This is a genomic window from Teichococcus vastitatis (genome assembly GCF_003604215.1).
Lineage (GTDB): Bacteria > Pseudomonadota > Alphaproteobacteria > Acetobacterales > Acetobacteraceae > Pseudoroseomonas > Pseudoroseomonas vastitatis.
In genome coordinates this window covers 1-14983 of record NZ_QXGS01000028.1, presented here as the reverse complement: position 1 = coordinate 14983, position 14983 = coordinate 1, and the positions used below count along the sequence as shown (strand labels likewise).

At 70.3% G+C, this 14983-nt stretch carries 14 protein-coding genes and 2 tRNA genes; 14 read left to right on the top strand and 2 right to left on the bottom strand.

The window, feature by feature from the left end:
* Window positions 1–25 precede the first annotated feature (25 nt).
* On the top strand, window positions 26–1210 hold the full coding sequence (pobA, locus tag D2K64_RS18815) for a 4-hydroxybenzoate 3-monooxygenase (protein ID WP_120009928.1): 1185 nt from the start codon (window positions 26–28) through the stop codon (window positions 1208–1210).
* Window positions 1211–1270: 60 nt separating this feature from the next.
* On the opposite strand, the gene ku is transcribed toward pobA, so the two are convergent.
* Both ku and ligD read right to left on the bottom strand, forming a co-directional pair.
* Entirely contained in the window at window positions 1271–2206 is a 936-nt protein-coding gene (ku, locus tag D2K64_RS18810) for a non-homologous end joining protein Ku (protein WP_120009927.1), read from the bottom strand.
* The gene (gene ligD, locus D2K64_RS18805) at window positions 2203–4782 is read right to left on the bottom strand and encodes a DNA ligase D (protein WP_120009926.1); all 2580 of its coding nucleotides are present in this window, start codon (window positions 4780–4782) and stop codon (window positions 2203–2205) included. The genes ku and ligD overlap by 4 nt, the downstream gene beginning before the upstream one ends.
* 149 nt (window positions 4783–4931) lie before the next feature.
* Between ligD and D2K64_RS18800 the strand changes: the two genes are divergently transcribed.
* From D2K64_RS18800 to D2K64_RS18745, 13 genes are all read left to right on the top strand, one after another.
* Window positions 4932–6569 (top strand): acetolactate synthase large subunit, encoded by a 1638-nt coding sequence (locus D2K64_RS18800; protein ID WP_120009925.1) that lies wholly within the window; start codon window positions 4932–4934, stop codon window positions 6567–6569.
* A 14-nt stretch (window positions 6570–6583) separates the two neighbouring features.
* Window positions 6584–7444, top strand: coding sequence for an alpha/beta fold hydrolase (locus D2K64_RS18795; protein ID WP_120009924.1), 861 nt, complete (start codon window positions 6584–6586; stop codon window positions 7442–7444).
* A gap of 194 nt (window positions 7445–7638) precedes the next feature.
* Window positions 7639–7713, top strand: a tRNA-Thr gene (locus D2K64_RS18790).
* Between the two features lie 21 nt (window positions 7714–7734).
* The gene (locus D2K64_RS25155) at window positions 7735–7905 is read left to right on the top strand and encodes a hypothetical protein (RefSeq protein ID WP_202910746.1); all 171 of its coding nucleotides are present in this window, start codon (window positions 7735–7737) and stop codon (window positions 7903–7905) included.
* A gap of 86 nt (window positions 7906–7991) precedes the next feature.
* Window positions 7992–8546 carry a dCTP deaminase gene (dcd, locus tag D2K64_RS18785; RefSeq protein WP_120009923.1) on the top strand — a complete coding sequence of 185 codons (555 nt, stop codon included), beginning with the start codon at window positions 7992–7994 and terminating at the stop codon, window positions 8544–8546.
* Window positions 8547–8561: 15 nt separating this feature from the next.
* On the top strand, window positions 8562–9821 hold the full coding sequence (gene murA, locus D2K64_RS18780; RefSeq protein ID WP_120009922.1) for a UDP-N-acetylglucosamine 1-carboxyvinyltransferase: 1260 nt from the start codon (window positions 8562–8564) through the stop codon (window positions 9819–9821).
* Between the two features lie 51 nt (window positions 9822–9872).
* A complete protein-coding gene (hisG, locus tag D2K64_RS18775; protein WP_120009921.1) occupies window positions 9873–10571 on the top strand; it encodes an ATP phosphoribosyltransferase in 699 nt (232 codons plus the stop codon).
* A gap of 43 nt (window positions 10572–10614) precedes the next feature.
* The gene (gene hisD / locus D2K64_RS18770) at window positions 10615–11913 is read left to right on the top strand and encodes a histidinol dehydrogenase (protein WP_120009920.1); all 1299 of its coding nucleotides are present in this window, start codon (window positions 10615–10617) and stop codon (window positions 11911–11913) included.
* 175 nt (window positions 11914–12088) lie between these two features.
* Complete coding sequence (gene infA, locus D2K64_RS18765; protein WP_007003972.1) at window positions 12089–12307, top strand: translation initiation factor IF-1; 219 nt, start codon at window positions 12089–12091, stop codon at window positions 12305–12307.
* A 17-nt stretch (window positions 12308–12324) separates the two neighbouring features.
* On the top strand, window positions 12325–12951 hold the full coding sequence (locus D2K64_RS18760; RefSeq protein ID WP_202910745.1) for a Maf family protein: 627 nt from the start codon (window positions 12325–12327) through the stop codon (window positions 12949–12951).
* A complete protein-coding gene (locus D2K64_RS18755) occupies window positions 12936–14042 on the top strand; it encodes a ribonuclease E/G (protein ID WP_120009918.1) in 1107 nt (368 codons plus the stop codon). The genes D2K64_RS18760 and D2K64_RS18755 overlap by 16 nt, the downstream gene beginning before the upstream one ends.
* A complete protein-coding gene (yacG, locus tag D2K64_RS18750) occupies window positions 14032–14217 on the top strand; it encodes a DNA gyrase inhibitor YacG (protein WP_120009917.1) in 186 nt (61 codons plus the stop codon). The genes D2K64_RS18755 and yacG overlap by 11 nt, the downstream gene beginning before the upstream one ends.
* Before the next feature lie 119 nt (window positions 14218–14336).
* Window positions 14337–14412: transfer RNA gene (locus D2K64_RS18745), tRNA-Phe, on the top strand.
* Window positions 14413–14983: the final 571 nt, after the last annotated feature.

Below are 14983 nucleotides of genomic sequence, written 5' to 3'. Positions count from 1 at the left end.
ACCAACTAGATCGGGAAGCAGTCCAGTGACGCAGCGCATCGCCGTGGCCATCATCGGCGCCGGGCCCGCCGGGCTTCTGCTGTCCCAGCTGCTGCACGGCGCCGGGATCGACTGCCTGGTGCTCGAGCGCCGCAGCCGTGCCCATGTCGAGGGACGCATCCGCGCCGGGGTGCTGGAACAGGGCACCGTGGCGCTGCTGGAGCGCGCCGGCGTGGCGGCGCGTCTGCGCCGGGAGGGACTGGTGCATGAGGGTTTCCAGGTGGCGCTGGACGGCGAATTGTTCCGCATCGACATGCGCGGGCGCACCGGCGGCGCCGTCACCGTGTACGGTCAGACCGAGGTGACGCACGACCTGATCGAGGCGCATCTGGCGCGCGGCGCAGAACCCGTGTTCGAGGCCGAGGACGTCGCGCTGCACGGCCTCGACGGCGACGCGCCGCGGGTCACCTACAGGCGGGACGGCACCATGCACGAGGTCAGGTGCGACTATGTCGCCGGCTGCGACGGGTATCGCGGCGTCTCGCGCGCCAGCATCCCGGAGGCCGCGCTGCGCAGCTTCGAGCGCGTTTATCCCTTCGGATGGCTCGGCATCCTGGCCGACGTGCCGCCCTGCGACCACGAACTGATCTATTCCAATCATGCGCGCGGCTTCGCCCTCGCCTCCATGCGCTCGCCGACGCGCAGTCGCTACTATGTGCAGGTGCCGCTGGAGGAGACGCTGGCCGAGTGGCCGGATGAGCGCCTGTGGGACGAGCTGACCCTTCGCCTCGGCCCCGAGGCGGCCGCGCGCATGGTGCGCGGACCCGCGATCGAGAAGAGCATCGCGCCGCTGCGCTCCTTCGTCGCCGAGCCGATGCGGCATGGCCGCCTGTTCCTGGCCGGCGACGCGGCCCACATCGTGCCGCCCACCGGCGCCAAGGGGCTGAACCTCGCCGCATCGGACGTGGCCATGCTGGCCGAGGCGCTGGTGGCGCGGTACCGCGACGGCTCGGAAGCGGGGCTTGATGGCTACTCGGCGCGGGCGCTGGCGCGGGTCTGGAAGGCGGAGCGCTTTTCCTGGTGGTTCACCAGCCTGACGCATCGCTTTCCGGAGATGGACGGCTTCGCCCGCCGCATGCAGATCGCCGAGCTGGACTACATCCGCGGCTCGCCCGCCGCCCAGCAGGTGATGGCGGAGAACTATGTGGGCCTGCCGCTCGCGCCGGGCTGACCGGCGGCACCGCGAGCCGTGGAAAGGGCGTGATGCCCGTGTTGCGCCGGTTCGGGGCGTTCAGGCCCGCTTGCGCTTCGGCGCGGCCGGCGCCTTGCCGCGGCCCTTGGCGGACGTGGCCGTCTTGGCGGCGGCTGCCGGCTTCTTGGCCGGCTTGGCGGCGGCCTTGCCCGCCGCAGCCTTGCGGGGCTTCCTGGAGGATGCGGCGGCGTCGTCCTGGCTGCCCAGGCTTTGTTTCAGCGCCGCCATCAGGTCGATCACATTGTCGCTTCGCGCCTCTTCCCGTTCCGGCTGCAGGCCCTCGCCGCGCAGCTTGGCATCGATCAAATCGCGCAGCCGCGCCTCGTAGCGGTCTTCCGTATCGGCGGCATCGTAGCGATCGCGCTGCCGGTCGATCAGCTGGCGGGCCAGCTTCACCATCTCGGGCTCGGTGCGGATCGTCTCGATCTCGTCGAAGGCGTCGGCGGCGGGGTTGATGTCGCCTTCTTCGTGCAGCGTGTGCAGCAGCATGCCCTCGCCATGCGGAAAGATCGCCACGGCGCGCTCGCGGCGGAACAGCACGAGGCGGGACAGCGCCGCCGTTCCGCTCTGGTCCAGCGCTTCCCGCAGCACCGCGTAAACATCCTGTCCTTCCTTGCCGTCTGGTACCAGATAATAGCCGGCATCGAAATGCAGGCTGTCGATGCTGTCGCGCGGCACGAATTTGGCGATGGTGAGGGTGCGGCTGCTGTCGATGCGGGCGCTCTCGAAATCCTCGTCGGTCATCAGGACATAGTCGTTCTTCTGGAACTCGTAGCCGCGCACCGTGTCGCGCCGCTCCACCTCCTCGCCAGTGCCGGCATCCACCGTCACCATCCGGATGCGATTGCCAGTGTCGGGGTTGATCATGTGGAAGTGCAGGTTGTTGCGCTCGTGATGCGCCGACAGCAGGCGGACGGGGCAGGACACCAGCGCGAGCCGCAGCGTGCCATGCCAGAGCGGGCGGGCTTCACTCATCGGATCAACCTCCTCTTTCTCGCGGGAAGAACCGGCAGCGCCTGCTCCAGCGCGCGCCAATCGCCCCAGGGGTCGCGCCGCTGCTTCTTCAGCCGGTCGCGAATGGTGCTCAGGGTAAAGGCCTGGGGATCGAGCCCGTGCTTCACCTCGGTCCAGCGCAACGGCGTCGCCACGCCCGCGCCGGGCCGTGCGCGGGGACAGAAGGATGCGACCGCCGTGGCGCCCTTGCCGTTGCGCAGCCAGTCCACCAAGATGCGGCCGCGCCGCGCCGCCTTCGACACCTTGGACAGGTAGCGTTCCGGCGCCTCGGCCGACAACATCTCGGCGAAGCCGCGGCAGAAATTGCGCACCGCATCCCAGCCGAAGCCGCGCGCGATCGGCACCACCACGTGCAGCCCCTTGCCGCCGGAGGTGCGGCAGAAGCTTTCCAGCCCGAGGGCCTTCAGCCGCGCCCGCACCTCCCTGGCCGCATCCACCACCATGTCGAAGCCGATGCCCTCGCCGGGATCGAGATCGAAGACGAGGCGGTCGGGATGATCCGGGTCGTCTTCCCGCGCGCCCCAGGCGTGCAGTTCGATGGCGGCCAGCTGCGCGCAGGCGATCAGCCCGTTCACATCGTCCAGCACCAGATAGGGCGCGCCGCCATGATCGCCGGCGCGCAGCGCTTCCGGCTGGCCCCGCATGGCGTGCTTCTGGAAGAAATGCTGACCCGCGATGCCGTCGGGACAGCGCAGCACCGCGAGCGGCCGCCCCGCCAGCTCCGGCAGCGCGTGCGGCGCGACGTCGCGCCAGTATTGCGCCAGATCGGCCTTGGTGATGCCGGGCCAGAGCGGCTTCTCCGGATGCGACAGCGCCGGTTCGCCGGCTGGCTGCTTGGCCTCCTCCCGGGGGGCGGCGATGCCGTCGCGGGCGATGCGCAGGATGCGCGGCACCGCCAATGGCCGGAGCCGGCGGCGCGGGGTGTCCGTGCCCGGGGCCTCGCGCACCACGTCGCGCGCGGCCTTGTCCTCGCGCAGGCCGAGATACACCGCCTGGCGGATGCGGCCGGCGCCGGTCCAGCCGGCGAACTGCAGTTCCGCCACCAGCTCCGGCTGCACCCAGTGGATGCCCCGCTCCGGCGGCTCGTCGGCGTAGTGGAGGTCGCGCGGCGGCTCCGCCGCGATGCGGTCGAGGCGCCTGCGCAGCCGGCGCAGCTCGGCGGCATCGAAGCCGGTGCCGACGCCGCCGGCATAGTGCAGCGTTCCCGCCGCATCCCAGAAGCCCATCTGCAGCGCGCCCAGGCCGGTGCGCGTGCCCTTCGGATCGGTCCAGCCCAGCACCACCAGCTCCTCGCGGTGGCCGCATTTCAGTTTGCGCCAATCGGCGCCCCGGCCCTCGCGGTATGGCGCGTCGGCGCGCTTGGCGATGATCCCTTCCAGCCCCATGGCGCAGGCCTGCCGCCGCATGGCGCCGGCCCGGCCTTCGAGATGGTCGCTGAACCGCACCGTGTCGTTGAAACTCAGCGCCGAGCGCAGCAGCGCCTTGCGGTCGGCCAGGGCGCAGCCGCGCAGATCCCAGCCCCGCCAATGCAGCAGGTCGAACACGTACAGGTACAGGCTGTCATCGCGCTTCTCCGACAGGGCGCGCTGCAGTTGCACGAAGGAGGACACACCGTCCGGCCGCAGGGCCACCAGTTCGGCATCCAGCAGCGCGTCGCCGCTGTTGAGCCCCGCGACGCTCTGCACCACCGCCGGCAGCCTTGCCGTCCAGTCCTGCTCGCCGCGCGTCACCGCCTGCACGGCACCGTCCTCGATGCGCAGCAGAAGCCGGTATCCGTCGAACTTCACCTCGTTCAGCCAGCCGGCTTCCTCGGGCAGGTCTTCCACGAGTTGCGCCAGTTGCGGGCGCGGGGCGCGCGGCATGCGGCCGCGGCGGGCACCCGGCGCCGGCGGGCTGTCCGCCTCGGGAGCCGGCGCGGCCTCGTCGCGCGCCGGCGGCGCCTGGGCCGGGGCCGGATCGCCCTTGGCGCGGGCGGCGCGGCCCGGCTGCGGCACGCGCACCGCCTGTTCCAGCGCGGCGGCATCGATCCCGGGCCGTTCCTGCCCGTCACGCTCCTTGATCAGCAGCCAGTTCTCGGCCTTCTCCCGCCCGCGCGGCTTCAGCCGCACCAGCACAAAGGCGCCCCGCAGGCGGCGGCCCTTCAGCGTGAACTTCAGCTCGCCCTTGCGCAGCGCGGCTGCGGGATCGTCCGGGCCGGTCCAGGTGCCGAAATCCCAGCGCTCAACCGTACCGGCGCCGTACTGGCCTTCCGGGATGGTGCCGGCGAAACCGGCGTAATCCAGCGGATGGTCTTCCACATGCACCGCCAGCCGCTTGTCGGCCGGATCCAGCGACGGGCCCTTGGGCACGGCCCAGCTCCACAGCACGCCGTCATGCTCCAGCCGGAAATCCCAGTGCAGCCGGCTGGCGTCGTGCTTCTGCACCACGAAAGCCGGCGCCGGGCCGGCCCGCTTCGTAGCACCGCCGCGCGGCTCGGCCGTGACGCGGAAGTCGCGCTTGGCGTGGTAGCGTTCCAGTTGGCCCGTGGCCGGTGGCATGGCGGAGCCCCCTTCCCTGCTGGCGGCAGGAAGTAAGCGCGGGCGGTGCCGCCGGGTTGCCTGGCTCCGGCGGCCGGCCTGCGGTTGCCTCCGGGAGCCAGGGGTCTAACATCACCTGGACATTTTCTGGCAATTCGAAGGGGCCTCCCATGACCAAAGGATCCGATCTGCTGGTGGCGGCACTGGCCAATGAGGGCGTGGACCGGATCTTCGGCGTGCCGGGCGAGGAAAACCTCGGCGTGCTGGAATCGCTGCGGCACTCGGCGATCGAGCTGGTGCTGACCCGGCACGAGCAGGCGGCCGCCTTCATGGCCGCAACCTATGGCCGCCTCACCGGCCGTCCTGGCGTCTGCATCACGACGCTGGGACCGGGAGCGCTGAACCTGTCCACCGGCGCGGCCTATGCGCATCTGGGCGCCATGCCCATGGTGATGATCACCGGGCAGAAGGGCATCCTGTCCTCCCGCCAGGCGCGCTTCCAGGTGGTGGACGTGGTGGCGTCGATGAAGCCGCTGACCAAGCTGTCGCGGCAGATCGTCTCGCCTCAGATGATCCCGACCCAGGTGCGCGAGGCCTTCCGCATCGCCGCCGAGGAGCGCCCCGGCCCGGTGCATCTGGAGCTGCCGGAAGATATCGCGGCCGAGGAATGCGACGCGCTGCCGATGATCCCGCCGCACCCGACCGAGCTGCCGGTGGCCGGCGCGGCGGCGCTGGACCGTGCCGCGGCCATGATCCTGGCCGCCGAGCGGCCGCTGGTGATGCTGGGCGCCGCCGCCTCCCGTCCACGCTCCACGGAGGACCTGGCGCAGTTCGTGCTGCGCACCCGCATCCCCTACTTCACCACGCAGATGGGCAAGGGCACGGTGCCCGGCGGCACCGCGCTCTACATGGGCACCGCCGCCCTGAGCGAGCGCGACTACGTCCACGAGGCGATCGAGCGTGCCGACCTGATCATCACCGTGGGCCACGACACGATCGAGAAGCCGCCCTTCATCATGGGCCCGGGCGGGCCGCAGGTGATCCATGTCGGCTACCAGCCAGCGACGGTGGAGCAGGTCTATTTCCCGCAGGCCGAGCTGCTGGGCGACATCGGCCCCTCGCTGCGCCTGCTGGCCGACCGGGTGGAAGGCCGCATCCCGAACGCCGGGGCGCTGCTGCCGCTGCGGGACGGCATCCTGGCGCGCATCGCCGACCGTGCGACGGAGGAACGCTTCACGCCGCAGCGCATCGTCCATGATGTGCGCCAGGTGATCCCCGCCGACGGCATCGTCGCGCTAGACAATGGCATGTACAAGATCTGGTTCGCCCGCAACTACCGCACCACCCAGGCCAACACCCTGCTGCTGGACAATGCGCTGGCCACCATGGGCGCCGGCCTGCCTTCCGCGATGATGGCGGCGATGCTGCACCCGGATCGGCACGTGCTGGCCGTGTGCGGCGATGGCGGCTTCATGATGAACAGCCAGGAGATGGAAACCGCCGTCCGCCTGAAACTGAACCTGGTGGTACTGGTCCTGGAGGACGGCGCCTATGGCATGATCCGCTGGAAGCAGGCGGTGGACCGCTTCGCCGATTTCGGCATGACCTTCGGCAACCCGGATTTCGTGCGCTACGCCGAGAGCTACGGCGCCAGCGGCTGGCGGGTCGAGCGGATCGGCGACTTCGTGCCGACGCTGGAACGCGCCTTCACCGCGGGCGGCGTCCACCTCGTCACCGTTCCCGTGGATTACTCGGAAAACACCCGGGTGCTGGTGGACGAGCTGCGCGAGCGGCTTCCGGTAGCCTGAAGGGGAACAGTCCCATGCGCGCATCCATCCGCGACACCGAGATCTTCTTCGACATTGAGGGGCTGGGGCTGGTGCCGGACGGGCCGCGCCTGCGGGAGCGGCCCGTCGCCATGATCCTGCATGGCGGACCCGGCGGCGACCACAGCGGCTTCAAGCCCGGCTTCTCACCGCTCGCCGAGCGCATGCAGCTCGTCTACCTCGACCATCGCGGCCAAGGACGTTCCGCCAAGGGCGACCCGGCGCGCTACACGCTGGACGAGAATGTCGAGGACCTGGAAGCGCTGCGCCAGCACCTCGGCCTCGGGCCGGTCGTGTCCATCGGCACCTCCTATGGCGGCATGGTGGCCATGGCGCATGCGGCGCGCTACCCGGCCTCCGTGTCGCACCTCGTCCTGGTGGTGACGGCCGCGCATGCGGGGTTCAACGCCCGCGCACAGCAGATCGTGGCCGAGCGCGGCACGCCGGAGCAGCAGCGCGTCTGCCGGATGCTGTGGGAGGGTGAACTCGACACGGTGGAGAAGCTGAAACATTTCTATGCCGTGATGGGACCGCTGTATTCCACCACCCATGACGATGCCAGGGCGCGCGACGGCCGCGCCCGCACCCTGCACGAGCCGGAGGCGCTGAACCGCGCCTTCCGCCCCGGCGGTTTCCTGCGCTCCTTCGACCTGCGGCCGGAGTTGAGCAACATCACCGCCAGGACGCTGATCCTGGCCGGCGCCCATGACTGGATCTGCCCTCCGGAATTCTCCGAGGAAATCCACCGGCTGATCCCGGGCTCCGACCTGCGCATCTTCCGCAACAGCAGCCATTCCATCCGCGCCGACGAACCGGACGCCATGCTGGACGTGATTCGCGGCTTCATCGTCTATTAAGGGCGCGGGACGCCGGCCGGGCAGCCCGTGTCGCGCCCGGTCGGACGGCCCCGGCGTGGGCGCCTCCCCTGTGGCGTCGCCGCCCCACCCCCTGCAGACGGGCCCGAGGCGCTTTTTCGGTCCCGACCGGCACGATGGCCCCTTGCACGCCCCGGCCCCGGACGGTAGGTAGCGCCTCGCTTTCACGGCGTTCAGCTGCTGTAGCTCAGTGGTAGAGCACTCCCTTGGTAAGGGAGAGGTCGACAGTTCAATCCTGTCCAGCAGCACCATTTTCCCGGTTCCGTCGCCCGATGGCACAGCCTCCCGATCCGCCCAAGACCCCGGCCGCCGCCGCCCAGGCCGAGCGAGAGGCCCGGCGCGCCGCTGCGCTGCGCGAGAACCTGCGCCGCCGCAAGGCCCAGAGCCGTGCCCGCGCCGAAGGCGATCCTTCTCCTCCCCCCGCCTCCAAGCCGCGGGGCTGAGACGCGACCCCTCCCGGATGGTTGCTCCGGGCGCCACCCTGCGGTATCCCGGCCGACCTTCCCGCCGCCGCACGGAAACCTGGCCCATGTCCATCATGCCTGACAGCTGGATCCGCCGCATGGCGACGGAGCACGGCATGATCGAGCCCTTTGTCGAGAGCCAGCGCCGCGAGGGCGTGATCTCCTTCGGCCTGTCCTCCTACGGCTACGACGCCCGGGTGGCAGATGAGTTCAAGGTGTTCACCAACGTGGACAATGCCCTGGTGGACCCCAAGAAGTTCGCCGAGGACAGCTTCGTCACCCGCAAGGGCGACACCTGCATCATTCCGCCCAACTCCTTCGCCCTCGCCCACACGGTGGAATATTTCCGCATCCCGCGCGATGTGCTGGTGATCTGCCTCGGCAAATCCACCTATGCCCGCTGCGGCCTGATCGTGAACGTGACCCCCTTGGAGCCGGAATGGGAAGGCCAGGTCACCATCGAGATTTCCAACACCACCCCGCTGCCGGCCCGCATCTACGCCAATGAGGGCATCTGCCAGTTCCTGTTCCTGCAGGGCGCCGGCGAGCCCGAGGTCTCCTATGCGGACCGCAAGGGCAAGTATATGGGCCAGCGCGGCGTCTCGCTGCCGAAGCTGTAAGGGAAAATCCCCAGCATGGATCGTATCCGCATTCGCGGCGGCCGCCGCCTCGAGGGCCGCATCGCCGTCGGCGGGGCCAAGAACGCGGCGCTGCCGCTGATGGCCACAGGCCTGCTGACTCACGAGGCGGTGGTGCTGACCAACGCCCCGGCGCTGTCCGACATCGCCACCATGGGCGGGCTGCTGGCGCAGCACGGCCTGCGGGTCGAGCACGACACCGCCTCTCGCCGGATTTCGCTGGACGGCGCCGCCACCGATTTCGAGGCGCCCTACGACCTCGTGCGCAAGATGCGCGCATCCGTGCTGGTGCTGGGGCCGCTGCTGGCGCGCTATGGCCAGGCCCGCGTCTCGCTGCCCGGCGGCTGCGCCATCGGCACCCGCCCCGTCGACCTGCACCTCAAGGGGCTGGAGCAGATGGGTGCGGTGATCGAGCTGGAGGCCGGCTACATCAACGCCCGGGTTGATGGCCGCCTCAAGGGCGCCCGCATCCTGTTCACCCAGGTTTCGGTGGGCGCCACCGAGAACCTGCTGATGGCCGCGACGCTCGCCGAGGGCACCACCGAGCTGATCAACGCGGCGCGCGAGCCGGAGATCACCGACCTGGCCCAGTGCCTGGTGTCGATGGGGGCCCGTATCGAGGGCATCGGCACCGACCGCCTGGTGGTGCAGGGCGTCGACAGCCTGCACGGCACCACCCACCCGATCCTGCCCGACCGGATCGAGGCCGGCACCTTCGCCTGCGCCGGCGCCATCACCGGCGGCGAGCTGCTGCTGGAAGGCATGCGGCTGGACCTGTTCGGCGCCTGCACCCATTCGCTGCGCGAGGCCGGCGTGGAGCTGCTGCAGGAGGCCGATGGCGTGCGCGCCCGCCGCCTGAACGGTTTGCACGGCGTCGACGTCATGACCGAGCCCTTTCCCGGCTTCGCCACCGACATGCAGGCCCAGTTCATGGCCTTGATGGCGGTGGCCGAGGGCGCCTCCATGATCACCGAGACGATCTTCGAGAACCGCTTCATGCATGTGCCGGAGCTGACCCGGATGGGCGCCCGGATCAATGCGCATGGCTCCTCGGCCATCGTGCGGGGCATCGGCAAGCTGTCCGGCGCGCCGGTGATGGCGACCGATCTGCGTGCTTCCGTGTCCCTGATCATCGCCGGCCTCGCCGCCGAGGGCGAGACGGTGGTGAACCGCGTCTACCACCTGGACCGGGGCTATGAGCGGGTCGAACGGAAGCTGGCCGCGGTGGGCGCGGAGATCGATCGCATCGCAGGCTGATCCGGCGCTGCGCCCTCTGCCCAGCCACCCCTTGCAGTGATAGCATTTCCCATGGACCAGCCCATCAACAACAGGATCACGGCCGGCGGCACCGATGCCCTGCCGCTTGTGCTGGCCTTGCCCAAGGGACGCATCCTGAGGGAGGTGGCGCCGTTGCTGGCCCGTGCGGGCATCCGGCCAGCGGCCGATTTCCACGACGAAGCTTCCCGCCGGCTGCGGTTCGAGACCAACGACCCGCAGCTGGACGTGATCCGGGTCCGCTCCTTCGATGTGGCGACCTTTGTGGCCTTCGGCGCGGCGCAGATCGGCATCTGCGGCGCCGACGTGCTGATGGAGTTCGACTATCCGGAGATCTACGCCCCGCTCGACCTCGGTATCGGCGCCTGCCGCGTTTCGGTGGCCGAGCCGGTGGGCGGCGCCGGGGCGCCCGGCATGGCGCGGCAATCCCGCGTCGCGGTGGCCAGCAAATACCCCAACATCGCCCGCCGCCATTTCGCAGCCAAGGGTATCCAGGCCGAGGTGGTGCACCTGAACGGCGCCATGGAGCTGGCGCCATCCCTCGGCCTGTCGCGGCTGATCGTCGACCTGGTGCAGACCGGCTCCACCCTGAAGGCCAACGGGCTGGTGGAAACCGACGTGATCGCCCCCGTCACTTCGCGCCTGATCGTCAACCGCACCGCGCTGAAGACGCGGCCGGAAGCGATCGGCAACTGGCTGGCCCGCTTCCGCGCCGCCCTGGTCGCCGCCTGATCTCGCCCGTCATCCAGCACAAGACCGCCCCGGAACCAAACCCATGATCCGCCTGTCCACCGCCCAGTCCGGCTTCGAGGCCGAGTTCCGCGCCTTGCTCGACCAGGCGCGGGACACCACCGCGCAGGTGGACGCGGCGGTGGCGTCGATCATCGCCGAGGTGAAGCGCGGCGGTGACGCGGCGCTGCTCGACCTGACCACCCGGTTCGACCGCTGGACCCCGGAGGGCGGCGCCGCCGGCCTGCGCGTCCCGGCCTCCGAGATCGACGCCGCGCAGGCCCGCTGCGCCCCCGAGTTGCTGGACGCGCTCGACCTCGCCGCCACCCGCATCGAGCGCTTCCACGCCGCGCAGCTGCCCAACGACGTGGAACTGGACGACACGCTCGGGCTGACGCTCGGCATGCGCTGGGGAGCGATCGACGCGGCCGGCATCTACGTGCCCGGCGGCAAGGCGGCCTATCCGTCCTCCGTGCTGATGAACGCCATCCCGGCCCGCGTCGCGGGGGTGGGCCGGATCGCCATGGCGGTGCCGACGCCGGACGGCGTGCTGAACGACCTGGTGCTGGCCGCGGCGCACCGCGCGGGCGTCACCGAGATCTGGCGCGTCGGCGGTGCCCAGGCGATCGCGGCGCTGGCCTGGGGCACCGACAGCATCCATCCGGTGGACCGTGTCGCCGGTCCCGGCAACGCTTACGTGGCGGAAGCCAAGCGCCAGGTCTTCGGCCGCGTCGGCATCGATTCGATCGCAGGCCCATCCGAGGTGGTGGTGCTGGCCGATGCCTCGCAGAACCCGGCGCTGATCGCCATCGACCTGCTGGCTCAGGCCGAGCATGACGAGAGTGCCCAGGCCATCCTGATCACCACCAGCGCGCAGATGGCCCATGCGGTGGAGCACGCCGTTGCCGACCACCTCGCCACCTTGCCGCGGGCCGCCATCGCCGGCGCCTCCTGGGACAAGCACGGCGCCATCATCGTGGTGCGCGACTGGGAGGAAGGCGCGGCGCTGGTGGACCGGCTGGCACCCGAGCACCTGGAGGTGATGGTGGCCGACCCGCAGGCGCTGTTCGCCCGCGTCCGCCATGCCGGCGCCGCCTTTCTGGGTGCCCATTGCCCGGAAGCACTGGGCGACTACGTGGCCGGGCCGAATCATGTGCTACCCACCGGCCGCACCGCCCGCTTCGCCTCCGGCCTGTCCGTGTTCGATTTCCTGAAGCGCACCACCTGGATCAGCGCGGAGAAGCGTGGCCTCGACGCCATCGGTCCGGCCGCCGTGGCGCTGGCCGAGGCGGAAGGGCTGACCGCCCATGCCCGTTCGATCGCCATGCGTCTGGGCCAGGGCTGAGGCCTGCCGACCCCGTCCTGCGCCCCGTTGAAGATTGCGCGCGCAGGCGCCATTTCTGTTGCGGATGCGTCAAGGGTGGGCGAGATCCCGTGCCTATCCTTGACCGGCGGAGCCTGGGCCATCATGGTCCGCGCCGCCCGCCCGTTCCCGCAGCAGCACCGCCGAAAGAGGCCTGATGTCTAAAGAAGATATGATTGAGTTCAGCGGCCAAGTCGTTGAACTCCTGCCCAACGCCATGTTCCGCGTGAAGCTCGACAATGAGCACATGGTTCTCGCCCACACCAGCGGCAAGATGCGCAAGAACCGCATTCGCGTGCTGGCCGGCGATCGGGTGAATGTCGAGATGACTCCGTACGACCTGACCAAGGGCCGTATCACCTTCCGGTTCAAGTAATGTCCGAGGCGGGCCAGATGGCCCCCCTGGTGTCCCCTCCGGTCCGCGCCGCGGCGCCGGCCTCCGGGCGCCCTTCCCTGATCCTGGCCAGCGGCAGCCCTCGGCGCCTCGATCTGCTCCGCCGCATCGGCGTGGTGCCGGCGCGCGTGCTGCCCCCCGAGATCGACGAAACGCCCCGCAAGCAGGAACTGCCACGCCCGCTCGCCGGCCGCCTGTCCCAGGCCAAGGCCCGTGCCGTGATGGCGCTGGAGCCGGATGCGCTGGTGCTGGCCGCCGACACGGTGGTGGGGGTCGGCCGCCGCATCCTGCCGAAGGCCGAGAACGAGGCCGAGGCCCGCGATTGTCTGGCGCTGATCTCTGGCCGCCGCCATCGCGTCTACACCGGCGTGGCGCTCGGCCTGCCGGATGGCCGGCTGCTGACGCGCGTGGTGGAAAGCATCGTCACCTTTCAGCGCCTGACGCCGCAGCAGGTGGACGCCTACATCGCATCCGGCGAATGGCGCGGCAAAGCGGGCGGCTACACCATCCAGGAATCGGCGGAGGCTTTCGTGCGCTTCCTGTCCGGCAGCCACTCCAACGTGGTCGGCCTGCCGCTGCACGAGACCGCGCAATTGCTGCGGGGCATTGGATGGCTGCGTCCCTGATCCTGGTTTCGGTCTCCCCCGGGGAACAGCGTACCGCGCTGTGGCGCGACGAGCGGCTCGACGCCGCCTTCATCGAGCGCCCTTTCGATCCCGAAGGACTGGACGACCTGCATGTCGGCCGGCTCGCCGCGCGGGCTCCGGCCATGGCCGGCGCCTTTGTGGCGCTGGCGGGCGGCGCCACGGGCTTTCTGCCGGATTCGGACGGCGCCAGAGGCCGCAGCGAAGGCGAATGGCTGCGCGTCCGGATTGCCCGCGCCGCACAGGGCGGCAAGGGCCCGCGCCTCGCGGTGGTCCCGGGCGACGTGGTCACCGGCCCGCTGCGCCGGCTCGCCGCCGGGCCGGACGCGCCGCTGCGTCTGGCCCAGGCGTTCCCGGAGCTTCCCGTGCGCGTCGACCATGCCGCGACGGCGGCCAGGCTGCGCGGCGTACTGGGACGGCAGCGGGTCGAGCTGGTGCGATCCTCCGCGTTCGAGGAAGCGGTGGAAGAGGAGTTCAGCCTGCTCGGTGCGCAGGAGGTGCTGCTGCCCGGCGGCGGTCGGTTGACGCTGCACCCGACCCCAGCACTGCTGGCCATCGACATTGATGCCGGCCATCAGGCGGGGGGCCGTGACGCGGCGGCGCACCGTGCGCTGAATGCCCGCGCCCTGGCCGAGGTCGCGCGGCAGATCCGCCTGCGCCATGCAGCCGGCGCCATCCTGATCGACATGGCGGGGCTCACCGCGGCCCGGCGCCGCGACCTCTTGCCGGGCTTTGCCGAAACCCTGAGGGCCGATCCCCTCGCCCGTCTGGTCGGCCTGACCGGCCTTGGGCTGCTGGAGGTCCAGCGACGCCGGGTTCGGCGCCCCCTGCACGAAATCCTGGGGCTTCCGCCTTCGCCGCTGAGCCGGGGCCTCGCCGCCCTGCGGCAAGGCCTCCGCACGGCCCACCAGCAGCCGGGAGCACGGCTGATGCTGACGGCGCCGCCTTCCGTTCTCCGAGCACTCCGGCAAGCAGGCGATACCCTGCAGATCTTTGCCGCGGAGGCGGGCTCCTTGGAGCTGTGCCCGGACCCGCTCTGCCCCGTCGGGGAGGAACATATCCATGCGCGATAAACCCACACCAGGAACCAAGGCGGCGCGGTGCCCCATCTGCGGCAAACCATCCGCCCCTTCCCTTCGCCCGTTCTGTTCAGAGCGTTGCAAGCAGGTGGATCTCGGCCGGTGGCTGAGCGGCAGCTACGCGGTACCGGGTACCCCGGTGGAGCCCGAGGACAAGACCGAAGGCTGAGCCACCGGCGCCCACAAACAATGGCCGTTCGGTGCATTTGGTGGCTGGACAGCCTCATCCAGGTCCGGTATTTCGCGCCACCTCACCACGGCGGCGCCGGCAACGGTTCCGCAGCTTGGGCCCAGATAGCTCAGTTGGTAGAGCATGCGACTGAAAATCGCAGTGTCGCTGGTTCGATTCCGGCTCTGGGCACCATCCATCTGCTTTCGTGTGATGACCGTGTGCTTGGTACCCTGGCCGTCCCCACCTGGGGCAGGTTCGGGTCAAGCCCTGCGCTGACCGTGCTAATTGGCGCCCCGGCCATTCCGAACATTGCAGCTGAATCGCTGCGCCGGCCGCTGTCGCGGCGTCCCAGCATCGTAAGCCAGAAACCGGAATAGGCTGCAGGTGTGGTGCCGGTAAGGATCGCTCCTGCCGATCAATGTGATCGCCGCCCGCCGGCCGACCATGCCGCCACGAACGGCGCGGCTCGGTCTCAGGAAGGCGCTCCATCCACGCAGGTTTCATGCTGGCCCTGCAAGGATCCCGAAGCAGCGACTTCGCTCATCTGGATCAGCGGAAGAACAAAGCCGTTCCACATCAGGCGGAGGCGTTCCGGGACAGACCGCCCGGCCCGTCAAACAGTTCTGTCGGCCGCGGTGCACAGCTGCCTCGTTGCCCGCCAGTCGATGGCCGAGGCGACGCAGCGTGGGTCGTGTCCCATCGCGTGGTGTAGGAGCGATGGTTTCCGGCGGGCTGAACTACCGGATCAGGCTGGCACGGCGGA

Bases quoted from the DNA above. Each gene is read 5' to 3' on its own strand.
- ku (WP_120009927.1), bottom strand. From the start codon at position 2,206: ATGAGTGAAGCCCGCCCGCTCTGGCATGGCACGCTGCGGCTCGCGCTG.
- ligD (WP_120009926.1), bottom strand. From the start codon at position 4,782: ATGCCACCGGCCACGGGCCAACTGGAACGCTACCACGCCAAGCGCGAC.
- D2K64_RS18800 (WP_120009925.1), top strand. From the start codon at position 4,932: ATGACCAAAGGATCCGATCTGCTGGTGGCGGCACTGGCCAATGAGGGC.
- D2K64_RS18795 (WP_120009924.1), top strand. From the start codon at position 6,584: ATGCGCGCATCCATCCGCGACACCGAGATCTTCTTCGACATTGAGGGG.
- D2K64_RS25155 (WP_202910746.1), top strand. From the start codon at position 7,735: ATGGCACAGCCTCCCGATCCGCCCAAGACCCCGGCCGCCGCCGCCCAG.
- dcd (WP_120009923.1), top strand. From the start codon at position 7,992: ATGTCCATCATGCCTGACAGCTGGATCCGCCGCATGGCGACGGAGCAC.
- murA (WP_120009922.1), top strand. From the start codon at position 8,562: ATGGATCGTATCCGCATTCGCGGCGGCCGCCGCCTCGAGGGCCGCATC.
- hisG (WP_120009921.1), top strand. From the start codon at position 9,873: ATGGACCAGCCCATCAACAACAGGATCACGGCCGGCGGCACCGATGCC.
- hisD (WP_120009920.1), top strand. From the start codon at position 10,615: ATGATCCGCCTGTCCACCGCCCAGTCCGGCTTCGAGGCCGAGTTCCGC.
- infA (WP_007003972.1), top strand. From the start codon at position 12,089: ATGTCTAAAGAAGATATGATTGAGTTCAGCGGCCAAGTCGTTGAACTC.
- D2K64_RS18760 (WP_202910745.1), top strand. From the start codon at position 12,325: ATGGCCCCCCTGGTGTCCCCTCCGGTCCGCGCCGCGGCGCCGGCCTCC.
- D2K64_RS18755 (WP_120009918.1), top strand. From the start codon at position 12,936: ATGGCTGCGTCCCTGATCCTGGTTTCGGTCTCCCCCGGGGAACAGCGT.
- yacG (WP_120009917.1), top strand. From the start codon at position 14,032: ATGCGCGATAAACCCACACCAGGAACCAAGGCGGCGCGGTGCCCCATC.